This is a genomic window from Chromobacterium sp. Beijing (assembly GCF_021496765.1).
Classification (GTDB): Bacteria; Pseudomonadota; Gammaproteobacteria; order Burkholderiales; family Chromobacteriaceae; genus Chromobacterium.
In genome coordinates this window covers 5,027,492-5,043,100 of the sequence record NZ_CP053750.1, presented here as the reverse complement: position 1 = coordinate 5,043,100, position 15,609 = coordinate 5,027,492, and the positions used below count along the sequence as shown (strand labels likewise).

Genomic DNA, 15,609 nt, shown 5'->3' with positions numbered 1-15,609 from the left:
CAAATTCACTTTAGGCAGACTCCAAGTGATATAATTCATATATTGTGGACTTATAAGCTATTTGTACCTCGGCATATATCACTACATTGTTTGAACGCGCATCTAATTCATAAGAAATAGATTTGTCAGGGTTTTCTATCGCCCTTGTTGTAGCAATAGGAAAATATTTAACTACCAAATAAGCGTCATTGCTATTTTTCTCAAAATACGTCCAAGAGTATTTGGCTATTTCTACAAGAAAATTCCCTCCCATACTATTACGAGCGCATACTGAATTCTTATATATAAAATCGTCTTGACCATAGCGTTTTCCGCGATTTCTAGCTTTATGTATTTCTATTAATATATCAACATTAGCAATACTATCACTCATATGATTTTTTTTAAAACCATGTGTTGGTTCTGCACGATTGGTCATATATTTGCAGCCTCATATATCAAATTAAATTCATCACCCTTTTAATTCAAAAACTATTCTCCAAAACGGCAAGAAAATCAAATGACATTTCCTGTCATTTTTGGATGGCTACACAACCCCTTCCCCATCCCATCCGGGACAAAGCCGCGCCCGGGCAAACCGCGCTGAGTAAAGCGCAATACCGCCCTTGGATATCCCTCTGCCATGGTGTAATTTGAATTTGTACATATTCAATTACACCAAGCCTCACCATGACAATTCACTGCATCCGGCCGGGCGGTCTGCCGCTGCCCGTGGCCGGCGCCCCGGTGTGTGCCGGCTTCCCGTCGCCGGCTGACGACTACCTCGACGACGCCATCAGTCTGGACAGCTATCTGATCGACGACCCGGCCGCCACCTTTCTTGTCCGCGTCCGTGGCGACTCCATGCACGGCGCCGGCATCGATGAAGGAGATCTGTTGGTGGTGGACAAAGGCCTGGCCGCGCATCACGGCGATATCGTCATTGCGGTCATAGACGGCGAGTTCACCGTCAAGCGACTGCACAGCCGCGGCGGCCGCTGCGCGCTGATCGCCGAGAACCCGGCGTACCCGCCTATCACGCTGCACCCGGGTCAGGAGCTGCAGGTCTGGGGCGTGGTGACCGGCGCGGTAAAGAAATTCCGGCGATGAACACCAAGACCCTGTTCGCGCTGGTGGACGGCAACAGCATGTACGCCAGTTGCGAGCGCGTATTCCGGCCGAATCTGATCGGCAAGCCGATCGTGGTCTTGTCCAACAACGACGGTTGCGTGGTGGCGGCGTCTGCGGAAGCCAAAGCGCTGCCAGGCCTGCGCATGTTCGGTCCTTTTTTTGAGATCGCGGACGTCTGCAAAAAGCATGGCGTGGCCGTGTTCTCCAGCAACTACGCACTTTACGGAGACATGAGCCGGCGCATGATGCGCGTGCTGGCGGAGTTTGCGGCCGAGCAGGAGGTCTACAGCATCGACGAGTGTTTCCTCGATATGACCGGCATGCCGGACCTGGACCGCCACGGGCATCGGATGCGCGAGGCCGTGCTGAGTCGCGTCGGCATCCCTACCTGCGTCGGGATGGGTCCAACCAAAACCCTGGCCAAGTTGGCCAACCGAATTGCCAAGAAGCAAGCAAAGTGGAATGGCGTGTTCGAATGGGACTTCGTCACGCCGGCGGAGGCCGATCAGATGATGGCGCAGATTGAGGTGGGGGATGTGTGGGGCATTGGCCGCCGGCTGTCCGAGCAGCTACAGGAAATGAACATCCGCAGCGTACTGGACCTGAAACGGGCTGATGCGCGGCGTATCAAGCGGCAGTTCAGCGTCGTTGTCGAGCGGACAGTGCAGGAGCTGAACGGCGTCTGCTGTATCGAGCTTGAGGACGTGGCGCCCAGCAAACAGCAAATCATCGCCAGTCGGTCATTCTCGAAAAAGGTGCGCGACCTGAACACCTTGATCGCGTCAATCTCACACCACGCCGCGCGGGCAGCGGAGAAGCTGCGCGCCCAGGGCAGCACGGCGCGGATGGTGGGCGTCAGCATCAACACAAGCCCGTTTTCGGACGTCGCCCAGTATCGACCCTATATCGTGGTGCCGCTTGTGCGGGCCAGCGGCGACACATTGGAAATCACGCGCGCGGCGCTGGCCGGGCTGCGCGCCATCTACCGGCCAGGCTATCTGTATCACAAGGCGGGGATTGTGCTGATGGAGATCGGGCCGCGCGGCGTGGTGCAGTCTGACTTATTTGCGGCGCCACCAGATCAACGACGCGAGCGACTGATGCGGACGATGGACGCCATCACCCGCCAGTTTGGCCGGGGCACACTGCGGCTGGCGGCGGAAGACATGACGCAACGCTGGCAGATGCGCCAGGACGTGAGATCGCCGCGCTATACCACTCGGCTGGATGAACTGCTGGTGGTGCGTTGATTACGCCCTGCGCAGTAGAGCACACGCCCGAAGCGATCAGCGGAGGTTTCCTTGATTTTACCCCGTGCAAACACAATACCATTGACATACAATAGATAGAGTCAAAACATCACATTCTAGATATAGAGCACGTCAACTCCATCGCAGCAACATCCAAGCTCGTCTCATGTTGCGTTGCTCTTTCCATCTTTAATCACTGACTTTACTTTTTCTCTTTCGGCGCACAGAGAACCAACATTTATAGCAAGAAAACTGTTGATGATAAAAACAAGGCCTATAGAAAACAGCAACAAACCATCCTTAAAGAATTAAATTTAGTATAAAACATCGTTCCCCGATTATGCCTCAATATTGTACAAAACAAGGAAAAAGAACGTGAACATAAACTATTATTATAAATTCTTATTCCCCAAAGGTACTGTCCCCCCGAAATCATCAATCAAGACAACTTTCACAAGGGACAATTTAAAAACTGTCCAATATGGCCTACGGATGTTTTTGCTTTCGCAGGGTCAATTATTGACAAAATAAGTACTTTACAACCCGACTTCTCTCAGAGCCAAAAAGAAAAACTTTCTTCAGATAAAATCAGGGAAATAGCAGTAGCGTGGAATAAAAAAATCACTCCACCAGTAGAAATTCAGAATAGTTGGGAAAAAATTTACAAACGAAGACTACGAAAAATAATCACTCTAGACAAAGATATAGATCTATTGCTTGAATTATTTTTTTTGCTTTTATGCGCTGACAAAGCCAGCGAGGGGATTGGATGGAATCTTCATATCAAAACACCATTTAATATACTTGCATTCATTAGCCAGATGAATTTACCCCAAACAATAAAAGAACAACTTGATCCATTAAAGGACTTACTCCCCAACCAAACGCCCTATTCATTCTGTCATAGAATTCCAACAGACAGAGCAATTGTCACTCCAAAATCGGTAACAGCCCAAGTAGGGCATACATTTCGTTCTCTAAGCCATAACCTAGCTCTTGTAGAAGCGCAGCCAAAAATAGAATTCTCATGGCACCATGTACAAAAAAAAGAGAATACATTAGCAAATATTGTCGACGAGCACTTACACATTTTACTAATACCATTTCCATACAAAATCACAGCACAAGCGATCACACCAATAGCGCCGCCTGAAAAGCATGGATCCAATGGTCAGAAATATGGCTACTTCCAACTAAACCAAGGCTGGATTCCCAAGAAAAAAGAAACACAAGGAAAAGAAACACCTCTCAAGAATCAAGCGCAACAAGCAAATGAAATTTATGAGAAATTAGTCTTACCTCTAATTAAAAAATCAAAGGATCACTGCGAGATAGACTGTATAGTCTTTCCCGAATGTGCACTACCTGAGTCTATCGCAGATGAGCTCGCAAAAAAAATATTGCAAAACAATAGCTCAGAACATTCTATTCGACTACTCATAACAGGTACAGCATCTAAATCAGACAAAAAAAACACATCATACAACAATGCAACATCCTATTTTTTCTTTAAAAAACCAAATACAACAAACAACCCAAAACCACAAGATTATCTTGTAAAAAAGCAACACTCAAAACATCACCGATGGAAGCTAGATATTAGTCAAATTAAAAGGTATGGATTTTCTAGCTTTCCTGCGGATACAAATACAGACTGGTGGGAAAGCATAGATGTTACAAAAAGAAAAATCCCCTTTTATGCAGTCAGTCCACACTCATGCATAACTGTTCTAATCTGTGAAGACCTTGCTAGAAACGATCCAGCAATGCCGACAGTACGCGCAGTTGGTCCGAATCTGATAATTGCTCTTCTTATGGATGGGCCACAGATCAAAGGTCGATGGTCAGCAAAGTATGCCGGCGTCCTGGCCGAAGACCCCGGCTCTGCTGTCCTTAGTGTAACATCGGTTGCGATGATCGACAGATCGAACAGTCTGGAACAAAACAAAAGCCGATCTGTTGCATTATGGCAACGCCCAGGAGGACAAACTGAATCAATAGAGCTTCCCAAAGGTCACCATGGATTGGTACTTTCACTAGCAACGACAGCCATCGAGCAAGTCACAATGAATAAAGTTGCAGATGAATGCAACACAAGAAGATACGAACTTATGGGCGTGGAGGCACTCCAAGTTGACAATCCTGAAAAATGGCTATGATGGTAGAACTCCCAGCATGTACACTCCACACAGGCAAGGAGATGAACAATTGGAAAACCTTCTGAAAACCAAGGATCATCGAGCCGCTACAGACGAAGAAGTCGAACTCTTAGAACTCTTCGCTGCGAAGTTCGAAGAGCTACACCGTCAGGCTTTAGAAAATGACAATGAAACTGTTATAAAAAACTTGGAGTTGGCTATCCAAAGCACCAACCAAGATATGACAGATCACCTACGATTGCTGTTCGGCGATGAGGAACTGGTTGATCATTAATCATTACTAATGACAACTAATATCGCCTCTCCACGATTACATGGCGTGAATGACAAGGAGGCGCCCGGCACTTGCCGGGCGCTTCCTTTAGGGTTTTGTCCGCGCTACTTCAGAAAGATGCAGATGAGTCAGCTGTGTCCCCTTCCCTAAAGCAATTTACCAACTAATGCTGACATAACTAAGTAACAGTTACGTGGATAGTGCAACACACTTGTTGTTTAGCAAAAAATTCCCAGTCCTCTCCTGTGGCAACCACTTTCCGCCACGTTTGACCAATGAGAACAAGCTGGAGATCGGACATTGCCGCGTCACACTATCGCCTGGGGCGCTGGTGGTGAACTGGTAAAAAACATCCCCCGCTTTCAAGCGGCCATTGCTGCCGCGCACTTCTTCCAGCGTCACCTTGCCAAAGCGTGCCAGCTCCACCTTGATGTCAAGGCCGGCCAGCCGCTCGTCCAGACTTTGGCCGCTGACCGCTATCGTCTTCAAAATGGCGGTGATCCGCTTGGCGTCCGACACTTTGCTCACTTGCGGATCTTCAGGCTTGATGTTCGTGCACGGCGGCTGAGCGGCCGCAACCGAAGCCAGAAGCGGCAATACGGTCAGCGTGAGCAGCGCTTGAATTTTCATTGGTGGCATCCCAAAGAGTGGCGCCATTGACGTGAATGCATGACTATGAGCTAAGCCATCATTGTGCAAAATGTTATTCACATAGAGTCAATTTGTTTCAAGAGGTAAAATGGCAGCCCGATAAGAACTTCAAGATGCCTTCGTGATGAAAAATTTGCTCATATTGATTGCGGCCATAGTGGTGGCCGTGGTGGTCTGGAAGCTGTTAAGCAAGTGGCTGCGCGGTAAGCAATATCATGGCGCGGTGGTCGTGTCGCTCAGCGGGATCGCCACGGTGCTCTCCTTCTTGCTGACCGTGGGCATCCTCGCGCCGGAGCCGGACGCGAAGCCAGAAACCAAGGTGGAGGCTCAGGCCAAAAACAAGGCCGAGCAGATGGCGGCGGCGTCCGCAGCCAAGCCCGAGGTCAAGCCGGCCGCTCAGCCCGCGCCGCCGCCCGAAAAGATTGCCCAGCAAAAAACGCTGGGCCTCTCCACCGCCAAACTGGTGGGCGACATCGAGATTGCCAAGCGCGAAGACTCGCCGCTGCGGGATGGTACACGCCGGGAAATTTTGACCATCAACAAGATCATGACCTTGGAAGCCATTGGCGAGCCCCACAACCTCAGCCGCTACACCCTGGTCTTTGGTGTGCCGAATGACGACAATGCATCGCTGATGCTCAACGCCGTCACGGCCGCGGCGATGTTCGCCAACACCTATCCCGAGTGGACTGGCAAAAAGGACAATGCGGTCAATTGGTTCACCAGCGCGATGCGCAAGCTGACCAAGAACGTGCAGAAAAATCGGGATGAGCCGACGCCGGTCAAGCTTGAACGAGACGGCAAGACGGTGGAACTTAGCGCCGTCCCCGCCCTGGGCATGATCTTTCTGTCGGTAGAGCCGAAAGAGTAAGGCCCTGGACATGCAAAACGCCCGGTAACTTTTCCGGGCGTCTTTGATGGTATTGCTAAAAATAAAAACGTGCCAAGCATCTTGCCAATGTAAAAAAGCTAGCGACCAACTGAAGAGCGAGCAGCCACGACACCTTCATTTAACACAAAATCAGCATGCTCATTAGTATAAAACCCATGTCGGCTGGTATTCAATGTAAACACATCCAGAGAAGCAAACAGCCATACTGCACTGACTCGGGAGTAATGACCTTCACTCCAAAAACCATCAGGTTTACGACTGACATTGATGTCTTCTTCACCTACAAAAAAACTAGCCTGCAAGCTACCATATAGAGCTGCTTCTGCTTGAACCCCATCAAAACAAGACCAATCTGAATTTACTGCTATTACAAATGGCCGATCTAATTCTCCATATTTTGCAGCCTTTGCTTTAAGAGCTTTCGTCACAGGAAATGCAGGCTTAACAAATCGTGCTCCATCAACTCTCCAGCCATTGATCAATCCTTCATTTTTTTTGGAGGTCGCTGTTAGCTCAACTTCAAAATCACCATCCTTATAATCGATCTCTCCCAAAACAGCCCCCTCCTCAGTCACTCCCTTATTAACCAGACTACAAAACCAATCCCTAATAAAAGCCATTAATTTATTTGCACTTGGTTGCCTAGAGGGCAGTTTTTTCACCAACAAGAACAAAGAAAATTGTTCATGATGCTGTTTTTTTAGCCTATTCACAAACTGAGAAACCATTTCCAACTTAATTGGATCAACATCCCCATCGACACCGGCGAGTACGGCTTCTAAATAAAAAGATTCGCCACTAGGAGCAGTCACTAAAAAATCCGGCTTCTTTTCACTACCATTACTCAACAAAGGGTGAGGCTCCAACGTAAAACCTTGACCTGACAATGCACCATACAAAAACAACTCAAATACCGCCGATTTAAACTGCCTATCATTTCGCGCCATAATGCGCGTCAGCATTTCTGCTTTCTCAGATTCAGGATACCTATTAAAAAGTTCAATCAAACTATTTCGAGCCGAGTCAAATCTCGCATCAGGACACCGCTCCAAAAACTCAAACATAGACTCTTGTGCTTCTTTGGGCGAACCCACTGCCGAAATCTTCTTCGCATCGAAACAGAGTTGACTCATAGTTGGCTCTCAAAATGAAAAGCAAAATAGAAAATGAAATAAGAACGCCCAGCGGTATGCCGGGCGTTGCTTAAAGAATCGAGCCCGCGCTATTCAGAAAGATTCTGATGGATCTGCTGCATCACCCCCAGCGCCAGGCGCTGGCCGCGCGGGTCCAGTTGCTGGAACTGGTTCAAGAGGGCGTGAGCTTCCGGCGTGAGCTTCGAATCATCGCGCTTGCCGGTGATGATGTAGGTGACATCGAAGCCAGCAGCATAGAGCCTTGCTAGCACTTCAGCGTTAGGGAAGCTGGTCCCTTTTTCATAGCCAAGGTAGGTCGCATAGCTAACATCGGCGGCCTTATGGGCTTCCATCTGGATCATCCCCAGTCGGCTACGCTCTTGCTTCAGCCGTGCTGAAATCGCCCCCTCACACTTCATCGCTACCCCACAAAATTAGCAAAAAGCTTACAAGAGAAAAGCTAGCCCCTGCACCTGGCCAAGGCCTAGCTGTGGGCCTTGTTGTAGGCCTGGATCATGTCAGAAATGAAGTGCTTGCCACGTTCGTCTAGTTGGGCAAAAGAGGCAAGGACGGCGCTCTCTTCAGAGGAGAGTTCGGAGCTGTTGCGCTGCGCAGTCAAAATGTAAAGCACATCAAATCCAGCTGAAGCCCATAGCGCAAGGCATTCACCATTGGGCCAGCGATCCCCGCGTTCATAGCCTTGATATGCAGTAAAACCAATTCCACCGGCTTTTGCAGCTTCGGTCTGGGTTAGCTTCAGGCGCGATCTTTCTTCGCGCAATCGGATAGCGATACTCACAGATACGAGTCCAATAGTTGACATACACGCAAAGGCGAGTAACATTTACACATAACTCACATTCTTGAGAGTGTAACTCACATGCAAAACGCCGAACAGACAGCCCGCCCGCGCCGCGCTTACGGTCCGCGCGGTACTTCCAAGGTCAAGCCGGTGCAGATGCGCCTGCTGCAAGCCGAACGCAGCGAGTTCGATCAGGCCATCGCGGATACCGGTTACTCCGAAAGCAAGCTGGCCCGCGACATCTATCTGCTGGGCCTGGCCGCTTGGAAAGCCGGCCGCCGCAGCCAGGCTTGAAGAGTAGTCAATACGCCGCCGCTTGAGAACCACAGAGCCGCCCATCATTCAGTGGAGACCGCCATGTACCAGCAGCAGCACGCCGCCATCCAGCGCTATCTGACCAAGCACTACCCCTGCCAAGCCCCGCAGCAGGGCTATGTGGTGAAGTATTTGGCGAAATGCCAAAACGAAGCGCAGCTGGACGCTGCGCTGAACGAGGTCATTGCTCACGTCCCCGAGTCCGGGGAGCAAGATTAGAAATGGAAACGGCTATCGTAGCCCTCGGACGAGGTGGGCCGGTTTTCAAGCTTGTCCTTCATGCCCAAGCGCTGAAACTTGCCCACCGCGCCGATGTATTCAGACAAACCGGAAGTGGCAAACACCCGGTAAACCCGGCCTTCATGGTTCTCCACAGCAATCAACATATCGTGGCCGCCGCCATCATAAGCCGCCGCTTTCATGGCCTTGCTGATTTTCTCGTCGTAGTCCGGCACAGCAACATCCGGCAGGCATTTGTGACGCATAACGCCTCCATTTTGAAAGTGCATTGACATAGTGCCTGTTATTGAACGCAAGGAAAACTCTCCATGGACGCGCTGAGAAACTGCTACCAACTGATGTGCAAAGGCATGCCCGGCGGCTGGGCCGCCATGGCCGCGGCCATGGGCTTAAGCAAGGACGCGCTGGAGAACCGCGTCTACGAACGCAAGGGCCAGGCGGTGAGCCTGCATGAGGCGATGCAGATGCAGGCCTTCCACGGCTCCACGCTGTTTGCCGAGGCGGTGGCGATGGACAGCGGCGGCGTGTTTGTGCGCATGCCGGACGTGGGCCCAGTGGACAACGAAGAAATCCAGAGTCTGTACATGGAGCTGGTGGAAGACGTGGCGCGGCTGGCGCGCGAGTGGCGCGAGGCCACCCGCGACGGCGAGGTGGACGGCCGCGAACGCCGGCGCCTGGAGCGCATCCAGCACGATATCTGCGCCAAGACGGTGCAGATGAACGAGCTGACCTTTCAGTTGTTTTGCCGGAGCTGATATGGCGTACCCGTGCAAATACTGCGGCTGCGTTTCTTACGCGCGCACCAGCCGGATGCTGACGGAAACGGTGCGAGAAACCTACTACCAGTGCAGCGATTACGAGCATTGCGGCAAGCCGTTCAAAACCTATAGCGAGGCCTGCGCCATTGAGCACCAGCGCAAGCGCCTGGACTTGAGAACGCCGATTAACGATAGGCAGCTGGAGCTGCCCGGCCTCGCCTGACGAGCTGATTTAACCCCGTTTCCCCCTTGCAAAATTCGCACCCGCGCGGCGCGAGGGGGCTTTTTACGCCCAAAAACTGGAGAACCACATGAAAAAGCTGCGTTACGTCCGCTTCCAAAACGGCACCGGCTGCTACACCGCGCCGCTGCGCCAGCCGGCCGGCAACGGCCAGGCCATCGCCGCCGCTCTGGTGCTGGCGCTGTTGGTGGTGCTCCAGTTCACTCTGCCCGTCTGAGGAAACCGTCATGTCCTACGCCGCATTCCAACAGGCCCGCCAGCGGCTGGCCACCCAGGCGGAAGACCGCCGCGCGGTCCAGCACTTGCAGTCGGTGCGCGCCTTGCAGTCCAAGGTGCTGACGCTGGCGCAGCTGGAAGCCATCGCCGATGTGCAGGATGGGCTGAAAGTGATGGCCGGCGTGCGCGAACAGATCGTCCGCCTGTCCGCCTTGCACCGCCTGCCGCTGGCCGGCCTGGGCCTGGGCATGGCGGAGATGGGGCAGCTTTGGTACCAGCTGGAAACCCTGCTGGCGGAAAGCGAGCACGCCGCCGCGCGGCTGGCCGCCGGTGCGGTAGATGTGGAAGCGCCAGCAGCGCGGCCGCACAGCCAGGACGCAGCGGCATGACGCCAAAGATGCCGGAACTGAGCCACCTGCCGGACAGTTGGGCGCTGGCCAAGATCGGCCACTTTCCGCGCCACTTGCAGCGCGCGGTGCGCGGCAACTGGCTGCGCCGCCGCAATCGCAACCTCACCGGCCGCAAGGGCGTGCTGGACGATGGCCGCGAGGCGGAAGCGAACAATTACTTGCGCGAGCTGGTGAACAAGTTTCCGGCCAAGGCGCTGGAGCTGGGCGCAAGCGAAAGCCAGCTGGTTGAATACGCCAAGGCCAAGGCCAGCCAGGCCGAGGCGCTGCACCGCGACGGCGCCGGCATGGAAGACCTGGAACGCTTCTGCAGCGAGCACGGCATTACGCTGCCGAACGCGGACACTGACGGCGGCATCAAGTTGCGACTGGCCTGCTCGCTGTGGTGGCGCCGGAACCTGCGCCGTGTGAACGCGCGCAAGGCTGAGGCGCTGTCAATCGCGCTGGGCCTGGTGCACAAGCGCCACGCGCTGTATGCAAGTCATGACGCGGTGGCACGCCGGCGCGAGCAGAAGCGCCGCAACCGCGCGCTGCTGGAAGCGCTGACCGCCATCAATGAACTGGGCGAAGAGTTCAGCCTGGCCGACGTGGCCGACGCCGGCATGAGTAATCCGCGCATCCGCCGCGCCGAGCTGATGTGCCGCATCGCGGGTTTCGAGCATATCGCCATTGGCCTGGAGCTGGCCGGCGAGTTCATCACCCTCACCGCGCCGTCGCGCTTCCACCCGCGGGTGGCGGCCAGCGGCCAGCGCAATCCGCATTACGACGGCGTCAGCACGCCCACCGATACCCGCGATTACTTGGGCGGGGTGTGGTCACGCATTGGCGCCAGCCTGGCGCGCGCCGACATCAAGATTTTTGGGTTCCGTGTGGCGGAGCCGCATCACGACGGCACTCCGCACTATCACGGCTTGTTCTTCATGAAGCCTGAGCATGTGCGCGAGTTTCGCCGCATCGTGGCGCGCCACGCGGTGCGCGAGAACCGTCAGGAGCTGGGGCTGCGCTACGCGCTGACGAAGACTGACGCCATGGCTATGGCGCGTAAGCAAAAGGCCGCCGGTGCCAAGGCGCCGCTGGCCGCGCTGGCGGACGCTATCGGCTGTGAAAAGGCCTTCTGGAACGGCAAGGCCACGCGCTGGGTGTGGAAGGCTATCAAGGCCCGCATCGACTTCAAGCGCATCGACTGGAGTCGCGGCACTGCTGCCGGCTACATCGCCAAATACATCGCCAAGAACGTGGATGGCACCCGCCAGGACGGGTTTTCCATCGGCCAGGACTATGAAGCCGTTGGCGGCCGGCCGGATGGTGACGACGGCGTGACGCTGGCCGAGGATTACGCCACCGACGCCACCATCACCGCCCAGCGCGTGGACGCCTGGGCCAGTACCTGGGGCATTCGCCAGTTCCAGCAGGTGGGCGGGCCGCCGGTGGGCGTGTGGCGCGAGCTGCGCCGTATTGACTACGCCGACGCCGAGGACGTGCTGATGCGCGCCGCCGCCGCGGCGGACGCCGGAAATTGGGGCCGCTTCGTTGAGGTGATGGGCGGTCATGAGGCCAGTCGTAAAAGCATGCCGCTGCGGCTGGCCAAGGACAGCGCACCGGCCACCAACCGCTACGGTGAGCCGGGGCAGAAGCGGCTGTTTGGTGTTGTTGAAGTGGACGGCGGGCAGCTCGCGGTCACTCGGATGCACACCTGGGAAATCAAGCGCGGGGTTGAGGTTTTAGGGCGCGAAAGCGCCCCTTGGACTCGTGTCAATAACTCTACGGAAACGAAATTCACCCCAATTCCGGCCCAGCCGGGCGATGCCCAGCGCATCGCGGCCGAGGCGGCGGAGATGGACATCTACATGAGCACGCGGCCGGAAGACGACGCCTTTCTGCCAGAGGCCGAAAACCGCGCCCGCCAGCAGCGGGGCCACGCCGCTCAGCGGCAGTTCCAGCAGCAGATCAGCGAGTTCATGCGCTTTGCCGACGGCTGGGTGCAGCAAGCCCAGCGCCAGGCCGAGCAGAAACGCGCCGACACCGTGCTGCGCCTGACCAGCCAGCGCCTGACCAAGCGCTTCAAGCGCATGGCGCCGGCGGCCGGCCTGGAACACCTCAACGAAATCCGCGTGGCCGCCCTGCTGCAAAGCCAGGACGCGCCACGGCCGGGCGCCCGCTGGCGCGCCGAGGGTGGCAGCAGCAAGCCCATCGCCAGACAGCTGAATAACGCAATCGACCGCGCGCGGCGCTTTACCGCTCGGGTCCAGTGAGGAGGAAGGGAACATGCAACAGCAAGTGTATGGGCCGGATAGAAGCGATTTGTACGAAGCGATGTTTCAAGAGGCGGATCGCCTGAAGCGGTTTCGCAATGAAGAAGCGCTTTCAGTATGCCGGCATTTGCAAGCGGGTAACGAAGAGTGCGCGCGCTGGGTGATGACTACGTTTTTTGAACCTGCGGAAGCTAAGCACAAGGCGCTGGTGGCCAAGCAAACGGAGCTGGTGAAATCGTGGATGAAGGAATGGGAGCAAGGGAAATGACTGAAAAAAATCAGTGGCCGAATGGCGCAACAGTAAGGCTGACGTGGGACGGTTGCGGACCCTATGAGGCGGCCACAGGCTGGGCAAAGAGAGATGCAGAGGGAAGGCTGATATCCGTTTACAGCCGGACTCCTCTGGACCCCGACGTGTGGAAAGTAGTTGAAGAACGGCAGGAAGCCGCGCAGCAGGCTGATATCACGCAGCCTGCAACGACGGTGGGGCAGCGGTTGGCCGGCGAGGCTGTGGCGAATTCGGATGACACAAACGGAGGGCAGCAGCAATGAACGTGCAAACCAATCTCTACACCCGCCTGGTGCAAGCCGCCACCGGCAAATTCCGCGCCGAGCTGGACACGGTAAACGGCCAGCTACAAAACATCGACCGCGCAGAACGCATCGCCCGGCGCCTGCGCGACATCGAGCTGGACGCCTCTGCCGAGGCTGGCCCGGGCGCTGTCCCGTTCATCGTGCTGCGCCTGCCGATTGACCTGTTGCAGCTGCAAGGCAACGTCATCGCCCTGGTACGCAACACCCTGGAACGCCAGCTGGTGCAAAACGGCCGCGACAGCCAGGGCCGCGACTGCTTCCAGATCCTGGACGACGAGCGCGCCAGCCTCGCTTTGGTGGTGGAGCCCATCTAAACCCCGGCCGCAACCGCGGCCATAGGCGAGCGGCCAGCCCAATCAACTGGGGTGCGCCGTTCTCTGATAAGCCGGCAAGGCCGCGCGCCTATGGCCGCCAGTGCAAGGAAGCAAGACATGATAGAAATCGGCGATAATGTAAAAATTCATCTGGAATGGCTACCGCAGGCGCGCTACTGCGAAATCATGGGCGATACGCCTGATGGGGTGCGCGCCAAACGGCGTGGCGGCGTCTGGCGCGAGAATGTGGAGTGGCGGATTGCCGGCGACGGCAAGGTCTGGGTTAACATCAAGGCGGTTCAAGAATGGGCAGCGAGCAGCAGAGCACCAAAAGCACGCCACGCGGCGTAAACATCAGGGGGAAAAGCCTGCAAGTGGCTTTTTCCTTCCGTGGGGTCGAGTGCCGGGAGACGCTGAAACTCGACCCCACCGCGGCAAATATTCGATACGCCGAGCGCCTCCGCGCCGAAATCCTGAACGCTATCGAGCGTCAAACCTTCCGTTACTCCGACTACTTCCCAAATTCGAAACGCGCAGCCCTGTTTGGCCATGCGGTGTCTTCCGTCACCGTTGGCCAGCTGCTGGACAAGCTGATTGCGCAGACGGAAAAGACGCTGGAATTCGGTACGTGGAATGAATACCGCAAGTCGGTTGAGTTCAAGCTGAAACCCAGGTTTGGAGCCAAGCGGATCACCGACTTGATCGGCGCCGATATCCGCGATTGGGTGGTAGAGCGCAATGTGACAGTCAAAACCATCAGCAACGACCTAATACCGCTGCGCCATGTGGTCGAGCAGGCGCTGTCGGATGGGCTTATTGAGCGCAACCCATTCGCCGGCGTCATACTGAAAAAGCTGGTCAACAAGGAAACCGCCAGCACAGATTATGAAGTGGACCCGCTCAACCGCCGGGAGATTGCAGCAGTGGTGGCCACAGCTGAGGGGCAACTTAGAAATCAGTTTCAGTTCGCCATCTATAGCGGGTTGCGCACCGGCGAGTTGATGGCGCTGCGCTGGGAGGATATCGACTTTGTGAACGGCGTTATCAAGGTCCGCCGTGCCATCAGTCGCAAGCGCGAGAAGGGAACCAAGACCAATGCCGGCAAGCGAGACGTGCTGATGCTGCCGCCGGCGCGCGCGGCGCTGCTGGAGCAAAAGCGGTTTACCCTGACGGATCGTGAGCGGTTCGCCGGCCACGGTCGCGTTTTCATCAATCCGTACACAAAAGCCCCCTGGACGCTGCCGGACCAAATCAACCAGCAATGGGGAACGGTGCTCAAGCGTGCGGGTGTCCGCGCACGCAATGCCTACCAGACCCGTCACACATATGCGTCGATGTTGTTGTCTGCCGGCGAAAATATCATGTGGGTGTCAAATCAGCTGGGGCACGTGGACACCGAGATGGTCATCAGGACTTACGGCCGGTGGATACCGGACCCGGATAAGCAGGGTGGGTATCAGCCGGTCAATGACTGGCAATTACCAGACTCAAAGCAGGCATAAGCCAAATGTACGAAAGCCCGCCAACATGGCGGGCTTCTCCGTTTTGAGGTCACGAATTGAAGTCACGCTTTCGCACAACAGTCGCACAATCGAATGTGCGAAAAGGCAAAAGCCGCGCCCATATTGGGTTACAGGGGGCGGATAGCAGGTTCGACTCCTGTTCTCTTCCGCCATTCGCTTCGGCGGCGCCCAGCCCCAGGCACAGCGAGCAATGGCATTGGATCGCATGCTGTTTCACCAGCGCGCGCAGACGCTCCAGCCGCTGCGCCTCCTCCAGCATCACCGACACCGGCGCGGGTTTGGCTTCGGTTTTTCTCGACGCCGGCCAAGCCGTCGTCGTCGCTCCCGCCGCCGCGCCAACGCCCAACATCGCGCCGCCCACACCGATATGCCGCCATTTCACCCGCATCGCGCTCTCCTCGCCCTTGGGCAAACCGCCCAGACATCCGACTCCGCGGCCGGCGGGAAGTGCCGCCGACGCCCATAAAAAAACGGCCCC

General features: G+C 55.4%; 24 protein-coding genes. 17 read left to right on the top strand and 7 right to left on the bottom strand.

What is annotated here, in order from left to right; translation table 11 throughout:
• Nucleotides 1-10 precede the first annotated feature (10 nt).
• Entirely contained in the window at nt 11-418 is a 408-nt protein-coding gene (locus HQN78_RS23620) for a hypothetical protein (protein WP_235086722.1), read from the bottom strand.
• 251 nt (nt 419-669) lie between these two features.
• On the opposite strand from HQN78_RS23620, the gene HQN78_RS23615 reads away from it, so the two are divergent.
• The 4 genes from HQN78_RS23615 (at nt 670) to HQN78_RS23600 (ending at nt 4,793) form a co-directional block, all read left to right on the top strand.
• Nucleotides 670-1,089, top strand: coding sequence for a LexA family transcriptional regulator (locus tag HQN78_RS23615; RefSeq protein WP_235086719.1), 420 nt, complete (start codon nt 670-672; stop codon nt 1,087-1,089).
• Nucleotides 1,086-2,360, top strand: a complete 1,275-nt coding sequence (locus HQN78_RS23610; protein ID WP_235086717.1) for a Y-family DNA polymerase — start codon at nt 1,086-1,088, stop codon at nt 2,358-2,360. Before HQN78_RS23615 ends, HQN78_RS23610 begins: the two co-directional genes overlap by 4 nt.
• A 713-nt stretch (nt 2,361-3,073) precedes the next feature.
• Nucleotides 3,074-4,519, top strand: coding sequence for a hypothetical protein (locus HQN78_RS23605; RefSeq protein ID WP_235086714.1), 1,446 nt, complete (start codon nt 3,074-3,076; stop codon nt 4,517-4,519).
• 49 nt (nt 4,520-4,568) lie between these two features.
• Nucleotides 4,569-4,793: a hypothetical protein gene (locus HQN78_RS23600; RefSeq protein WP_235086712.1), complete on the top strand. Its 225-nt coding sequence runs from the start codon at nt 4,569-4,571 to the stop codon at nt 4,791-4,793.
• 189 nt (nt 4,794-4,982) lie between these two features.
• On the opposite strand, the gene HQN78_RS23595 is transcribed toward HQN78_RS23600, so the two are convergent.
• Nucleotides 4,983-5,423 (bottom strand): hypothetical protein, encoded by a 441-nt coding sequence (locus HQN78_RS23595; protein ID WP_235086710.1) that lies wholly within the window; start codon nt 5,421-5,423, stop codon nt 4,983-4,985.
• 145 nt (nt 5,424-5,568) lie between these two features.
• Here HQN78_RS23595 and HQN78_RS23590 point away from each other — a divergent pair, with 145 nt between their 5' ends.
• Entirely contained in the window at nt 5,569-6,315 is a 747-nt protein-coding gene (locus tag HQN78_RS23590; RefSeq protein ID WP_235086708.1) for a hypothetical protein, read from the top strand.
• 98 nt (nt 6,316-6,413) lie between these two features.
• Here the strand turns inward: HQN78_RS23590 and HQN78_RS23585 are convergent, their stop codons facing one another.
• The 3 genes from HQN78_RS23585 to HQN78_RS23575 all read right to left on the bottom strand — a co-directional run bounded on the left by HQN78_RS23585 (nt 6,414) and on the right by HQN78_RS23575 (nt 8,268).
• The gene (locus HQN78_RS23585) at nt 6,414-7,469 is read right to left on the bottom strand and encodes a hypothetical protein (protein ID WP_235086706.1); all 1,056 of its coding nucleotides are present in this window, start codon (nt 7,467-7,469) and stop codon (nt 6,414-6,416) included.
• 89 nt (nt 7,470-7,558) lie between these two features.
• Nucleotides 7,559-7,822, bottom strand: coding sequence for a helix-turn-helix domain-containing protein (locus HQN78_RS23580; RefSeq protein ID WP_235086703.1), 264 nt, complete (start codon nt 7,820-7,822; stop codon nt 7,559-7,561).
• A gap of 131 nt (nt 7,823-7,953) precedes the next feature.
• Nucleotides 7,954-8,268 (bottom strand): helix-turn-helix domain-containing protein, encoded by a 315-nt coding sequence (locus HQN78_RS23575; RefSeq protein WP_157222122.1) that lies wholly within the window; start codon nt 8,266-8,268, stop codon nt 7,954-7,956.
• An 81-nt stretch (nt 8,269-8,349) separates the two neighbouring features.
• Here HQN78_RS23575 and HQN78_RS23570 point away from each other — a divergent pair, with 81 nt between their 5' ends.
• Both HQN78_RS23570 and HQN78_RS23565 read left to right on the top strand, forming a co-directional pair.
• Complete coding sequence (locus HQN78_RS23570; protein WP_019102734.1) at nt 8,350-8,565, top strand: hypothetical protein; 216 nt, start codon at nt 8,350-8,352, stop codon at nt 8,563-8,565.
• Nucleotides 8,566-8,628: 63 nt separating this feature from the next.
• Nucleotides 8,629-8,805: a hypothetical protein gene (locus HQN78_RS23565; RefSeq protein ID WP_235086701.1), complete on the top strand. Its 177-nt coding sequence runs from the start codon at nt 8,629-8,631 to the stop codon at nt 8,803-8,805.
• Here the strand turns inward: HQN78_RS23565 and HQN78_RS23560 are convergent.
• The gene (locus tag HQN78_RS23560; protein ID WP_235086699.1) at nt 8,802-9,071 is read right to left on the bottom strand and encodes a hypothetical protein; all 270 of its coding nucleotides are present in this window, start codon (nt 9,069-9,071) and stop codon (nt 8,802-8,804) included. The two genes, HQN78_RS23565 and HQN78_RS23560, sit on opposite strands and share 4 nt — an antisense overlap.
• Nucleotides 9,072-9,134: 63 nt before the next feature.
• On the opposite strand from HQN78_RS23560, the gene HQN78_RS23555 reads away from it, so the two are divergent.
• The 10 genes from HQN78_RS23555 to HQN78_RS23510 all read left to right on the top strand — a co-directional run bounded on the left by HQN78_RS23555 (nt 9,135) and on the right by HQN78_RS23510 (nt 15,110).
• On the top strand, nt 9,135-9,581 hold the full coding sequence (locus HQN78_RS23555; protein ID WP_235086696.1) for a YmfL family putative regulatory protein: 447 nt from the start codon (nt 9,135-9,137) through the stop codon (nt 9,579-9,581).
• A 1-nt stretch (nt 9,582) separates the two neighbouring features.
• A complete protein-coding gene (locus HQN78_RS23550; RefSeq protein ID WP_235086694.1) occupies nt 9,583-9,807 on the top strand; it encodes an ogr/Delta-like zinc finger family protein in 225 nt (74 codons plus the stop codon).
• Between the two features lie 88 nt (nt 9,808-9,895).
• Nucleotides 9,896-10,042, top strand: coding sequence for a hypothetical protein (locus HQN78_RS23545; RefSeq protein WP_019102739.1), 147 nt, complete (start codon nt 9,896-9,898; stop codon nt 10,040-10,042).
• Between the two features lie 10 nt (nt 10,043-10,052).
• On the top strand, nt 10,053-10,430 hold the full coding sequence (locus HQN78_RS23540; RefSeq protein WP_235086691.1) for a hypothetical protein: 378 nt from the start codon (nt 10,053-10,055) through the stop codon (nt 10,428-10,430).
• Nucleotides 10,427-12,700 (top strand): replication endonuclease, encoded by a 2,274-nt coding sequence (locus HQN78_RS23535; RefSeq protein WP_235086689.1) that lies wholly within the window; start codon nt 10,427-10,429, stop codon nt 12,698-12,700. Before HQN78_RS23540 ends, HQN78_RS23535 begins: the two co-directional genes overlap by 4 nt.
• Nucleotides 12,701-12,713: 13 nt before the next feature.
• Nucleotides 12,714-12,968 (top strand): hypothetical protein, encoded by a 255-nt coding sequence (locus HQN78_RS23530; RefSeq protein ID WP_235086687.1) that lies wholly within the window; start codon nt 12,714-12,716, stop codon nt 12,966-12,968.
• Nucleotides 12,965-13,252, top strand: a complete 288-nt coding sequence (locus tag HQN78_RS23525; RefSeq protein ID WP_235086685.1) for a hypothetical protein — start codon at nt 12,965-12,967, stop codon at nt 13,250-13,252. The genes HQN78_RS23530 and HQN78_RS23525 overlap by 4 nt, the downstream gene beginning before the upstream one ends.
• Nucleotides 13,249-13,608 carry a hypothetical protein gene (locus HQN78_RS23520; protein WP_235086683.1) on the top strand — a complete coding sequence of 120 codons (360 nt, stop codon included), beginning with the start codon at nt 13,249-13,251 and terminating at the stop codon, nt 13,606-13,608. Before HQN78_RS23525 ends, HQN78_RS23520 begins: the two co-directional genes overlap by 4 nt.
• A gap of 117 nt (nt 13,609-13,725) precedes the next feature.
• Complete coding sequence (locus tag HQN78_RS23515) at nt 13,726-13,959, top strand: hypothetical protein (RefSeq protein WP_043591267.1); 234 nt, start codon at nt 13,726-13,728, stop codon at nt 13,957-13,959.
• On the top strand, nt 13,914-15,110 hold the full coding sequence (locus HQN78_RS23510) for a site-specific integrase (RefSeq protein WP_235086681.1): 1,197 nt from the start codon (nt 13,914-13,916) through the stop codon (nt 15,108-15,110). Before HQN78_RS23515 ends, HQN78_RS23510 begins: the two co-directional genes overlap by 46 nt.
• A 49-nt stretch (nt 15,111-15,159) precedes the next feature.
• On the opposite strand, the gene HQN78_RS23505 is transcribed toward HQN78_RS23510, so the two are convergent.
• Entirely contained in the window at nt 15,160-15,519 is a 360-nt protein-coding gene (locus tag HQN78_RS23505) for a hypothetical protein (RefSeq protein ID WP_235086678.1), read from the bottom strand.
• Between the last annotated feature and the right edge of the window lie 90 nt (nt 15,520-15,609).

Excerpts from the sequence above, each read along its gene's own strand:
- HQN78_RS23620 (WP_235086722.1), bottom strand. The coding sequence starts at position 418 with ATGACCAATCGTGCAGAACCAACACATGGTTTTAAAAAAAATCATATG.
- HQN78_RS23515 (WP_043591267.1), top strand. The coding sequence starts at position 13,726 with ATGATAGAAATCGGCGATAATGTAAAAATTCATCTGGAATGGCTACCG.
- HQN78_RS23580 (WP_235086703.1), bottom strand. The coding sequence starts at position 7,822 with ATGGAAGCCCATAAGGCCGCCGATGTTAGCTATGCGACCTACCTTGGC.
- HQN78_RS23535 (WP_235086689.1), top strand. The coding sequence starts at position 10,427 with ATGACGCCAAAGATGCCGGAACTGAGCCACCTGCCGGACAGTTGGGCG.
- HQN78_RS23595 (WP_235086710.1), bottom strand. The coding sequence starts at position 5,423 with ATGAAAATTCAAGCGCTGCTCACGCTGACCGTATTGCCGCTTCTGGCT.
- HQN78_RS23585 (WP_235086706.1), bottom strand. The coding sequence starts at position 7,469 with ATGAGTCAACTCTGTTTCGATGCGAAGAAGATTTCGGCAGTGGGTTCG.
- HQN78_RS23540 (WP_235086691.1), top strand. The coding sequence starts at position 10,053 with ATGTCCTACGCCGCATTCCAACAGGCCCGCCAGCGGCTGGCCACCCAG.
- HQN78_RS23505 (WP_235086678.1), bottom strand. The coding sequence starts at position 15,519 with ATGCGGGTGAAATGGCGGCATATCGGTGTGGGCGGCGCGATGTTGGGC.
- HQN78_RS23525 (WP_235086685.1), top strand. The coding sequence starts at position 12,965 with ATGACTGAAAAAAATCAGTGGCCGAATGGCGCAACAGTAAGGCTGACG.
- HQN78_RS23545 (WP_019102739.1), top strand. The coding sequence starts at position 9,896 with ATGAAAAAGCTGCGTTACGTCCGCTTCCAAAACGGCACCGGCTGCTAC.
- HQN78_RS23590 (WP_235086708.1), top strand. The coding sequence starts at position 5,569 with ATGAAAAATTTGCTCATATTGATTGCGGCCATAGTGGTGGCCGTGGTG.
- HQN78_RS23530 (WP_235086687.1), top strand. The coding sequence starts at position 12,714 with ATGCAACAGCAAGTGTATGGGCCGGATAGAAGCGATTTGTACGAAGCG.
- HQN78_RS23520 (WP_235086683.1), top strand. The coding sequence starts at position 13,249 with ATGAACGTGCAAACCAATCTCTACACCCGCCTGGTGCAAGCCGCCACC.
- HQN78_RS23615 (WP_235086719.1), top strand. The coding sequence starts at position 670 with ATGACAATTCACTGCATCCGGCCGGGCGGTCTGCCGCTGCCCGTGGCC.
- HQN78_RS23555 (WP_235086696.1), top strand. The coding sequence starts at position 9,135 with ATGGACGCGCTGAGAAACTGCTACCAACTGATGTGCAAAGGCATGCCC.
- HQN78_RS23560 (WP_235086699.1), bottom strand. The coding sequence starts at position 9,071 with ATGCGTCACAAATGCCTGCCGGATGTTGCTGTGCCGGACTACGACGAG.
- HQN78_RS23550 (WP_235086694.1), top strand. The coding sequence starts at position 9,583 with ATGGCGTACCCGTGCAAATACTGCGGCTGCGTTTCTTACGCGCGCACC.
- HQN78_RS23510 (WP_235086681.1), top strand. The coding sequence starts at position 13,914 with ATGGGCAGCGAGCAGCAGAGCACCAAAAGCACGCCACGCGGCGTAAAC.
- HQN78_RS23565 (WP_235086701.1), top strand. The coding sequence starts at position 8,629 with ATGTACCAGCAGCAGCACGCCGCCATCCAGCGCTATCTGACCAAGCAC.
- HQN78_RS23570 (WP_019102734.1), top strand. The coding sequence starts at position 8,350 with ATGCAAAACGCCGAACAGACAGCCCGCCCGCGCCGCGCTTACGGTCCG.
- HQN78_RS23610 (WP_235086717.1), top strand. The coding sequence starts at position 1,086 with ATGAACACCAAGACCCTGTTCGCGCTGGTGGACGGCAACAGCATGTAC.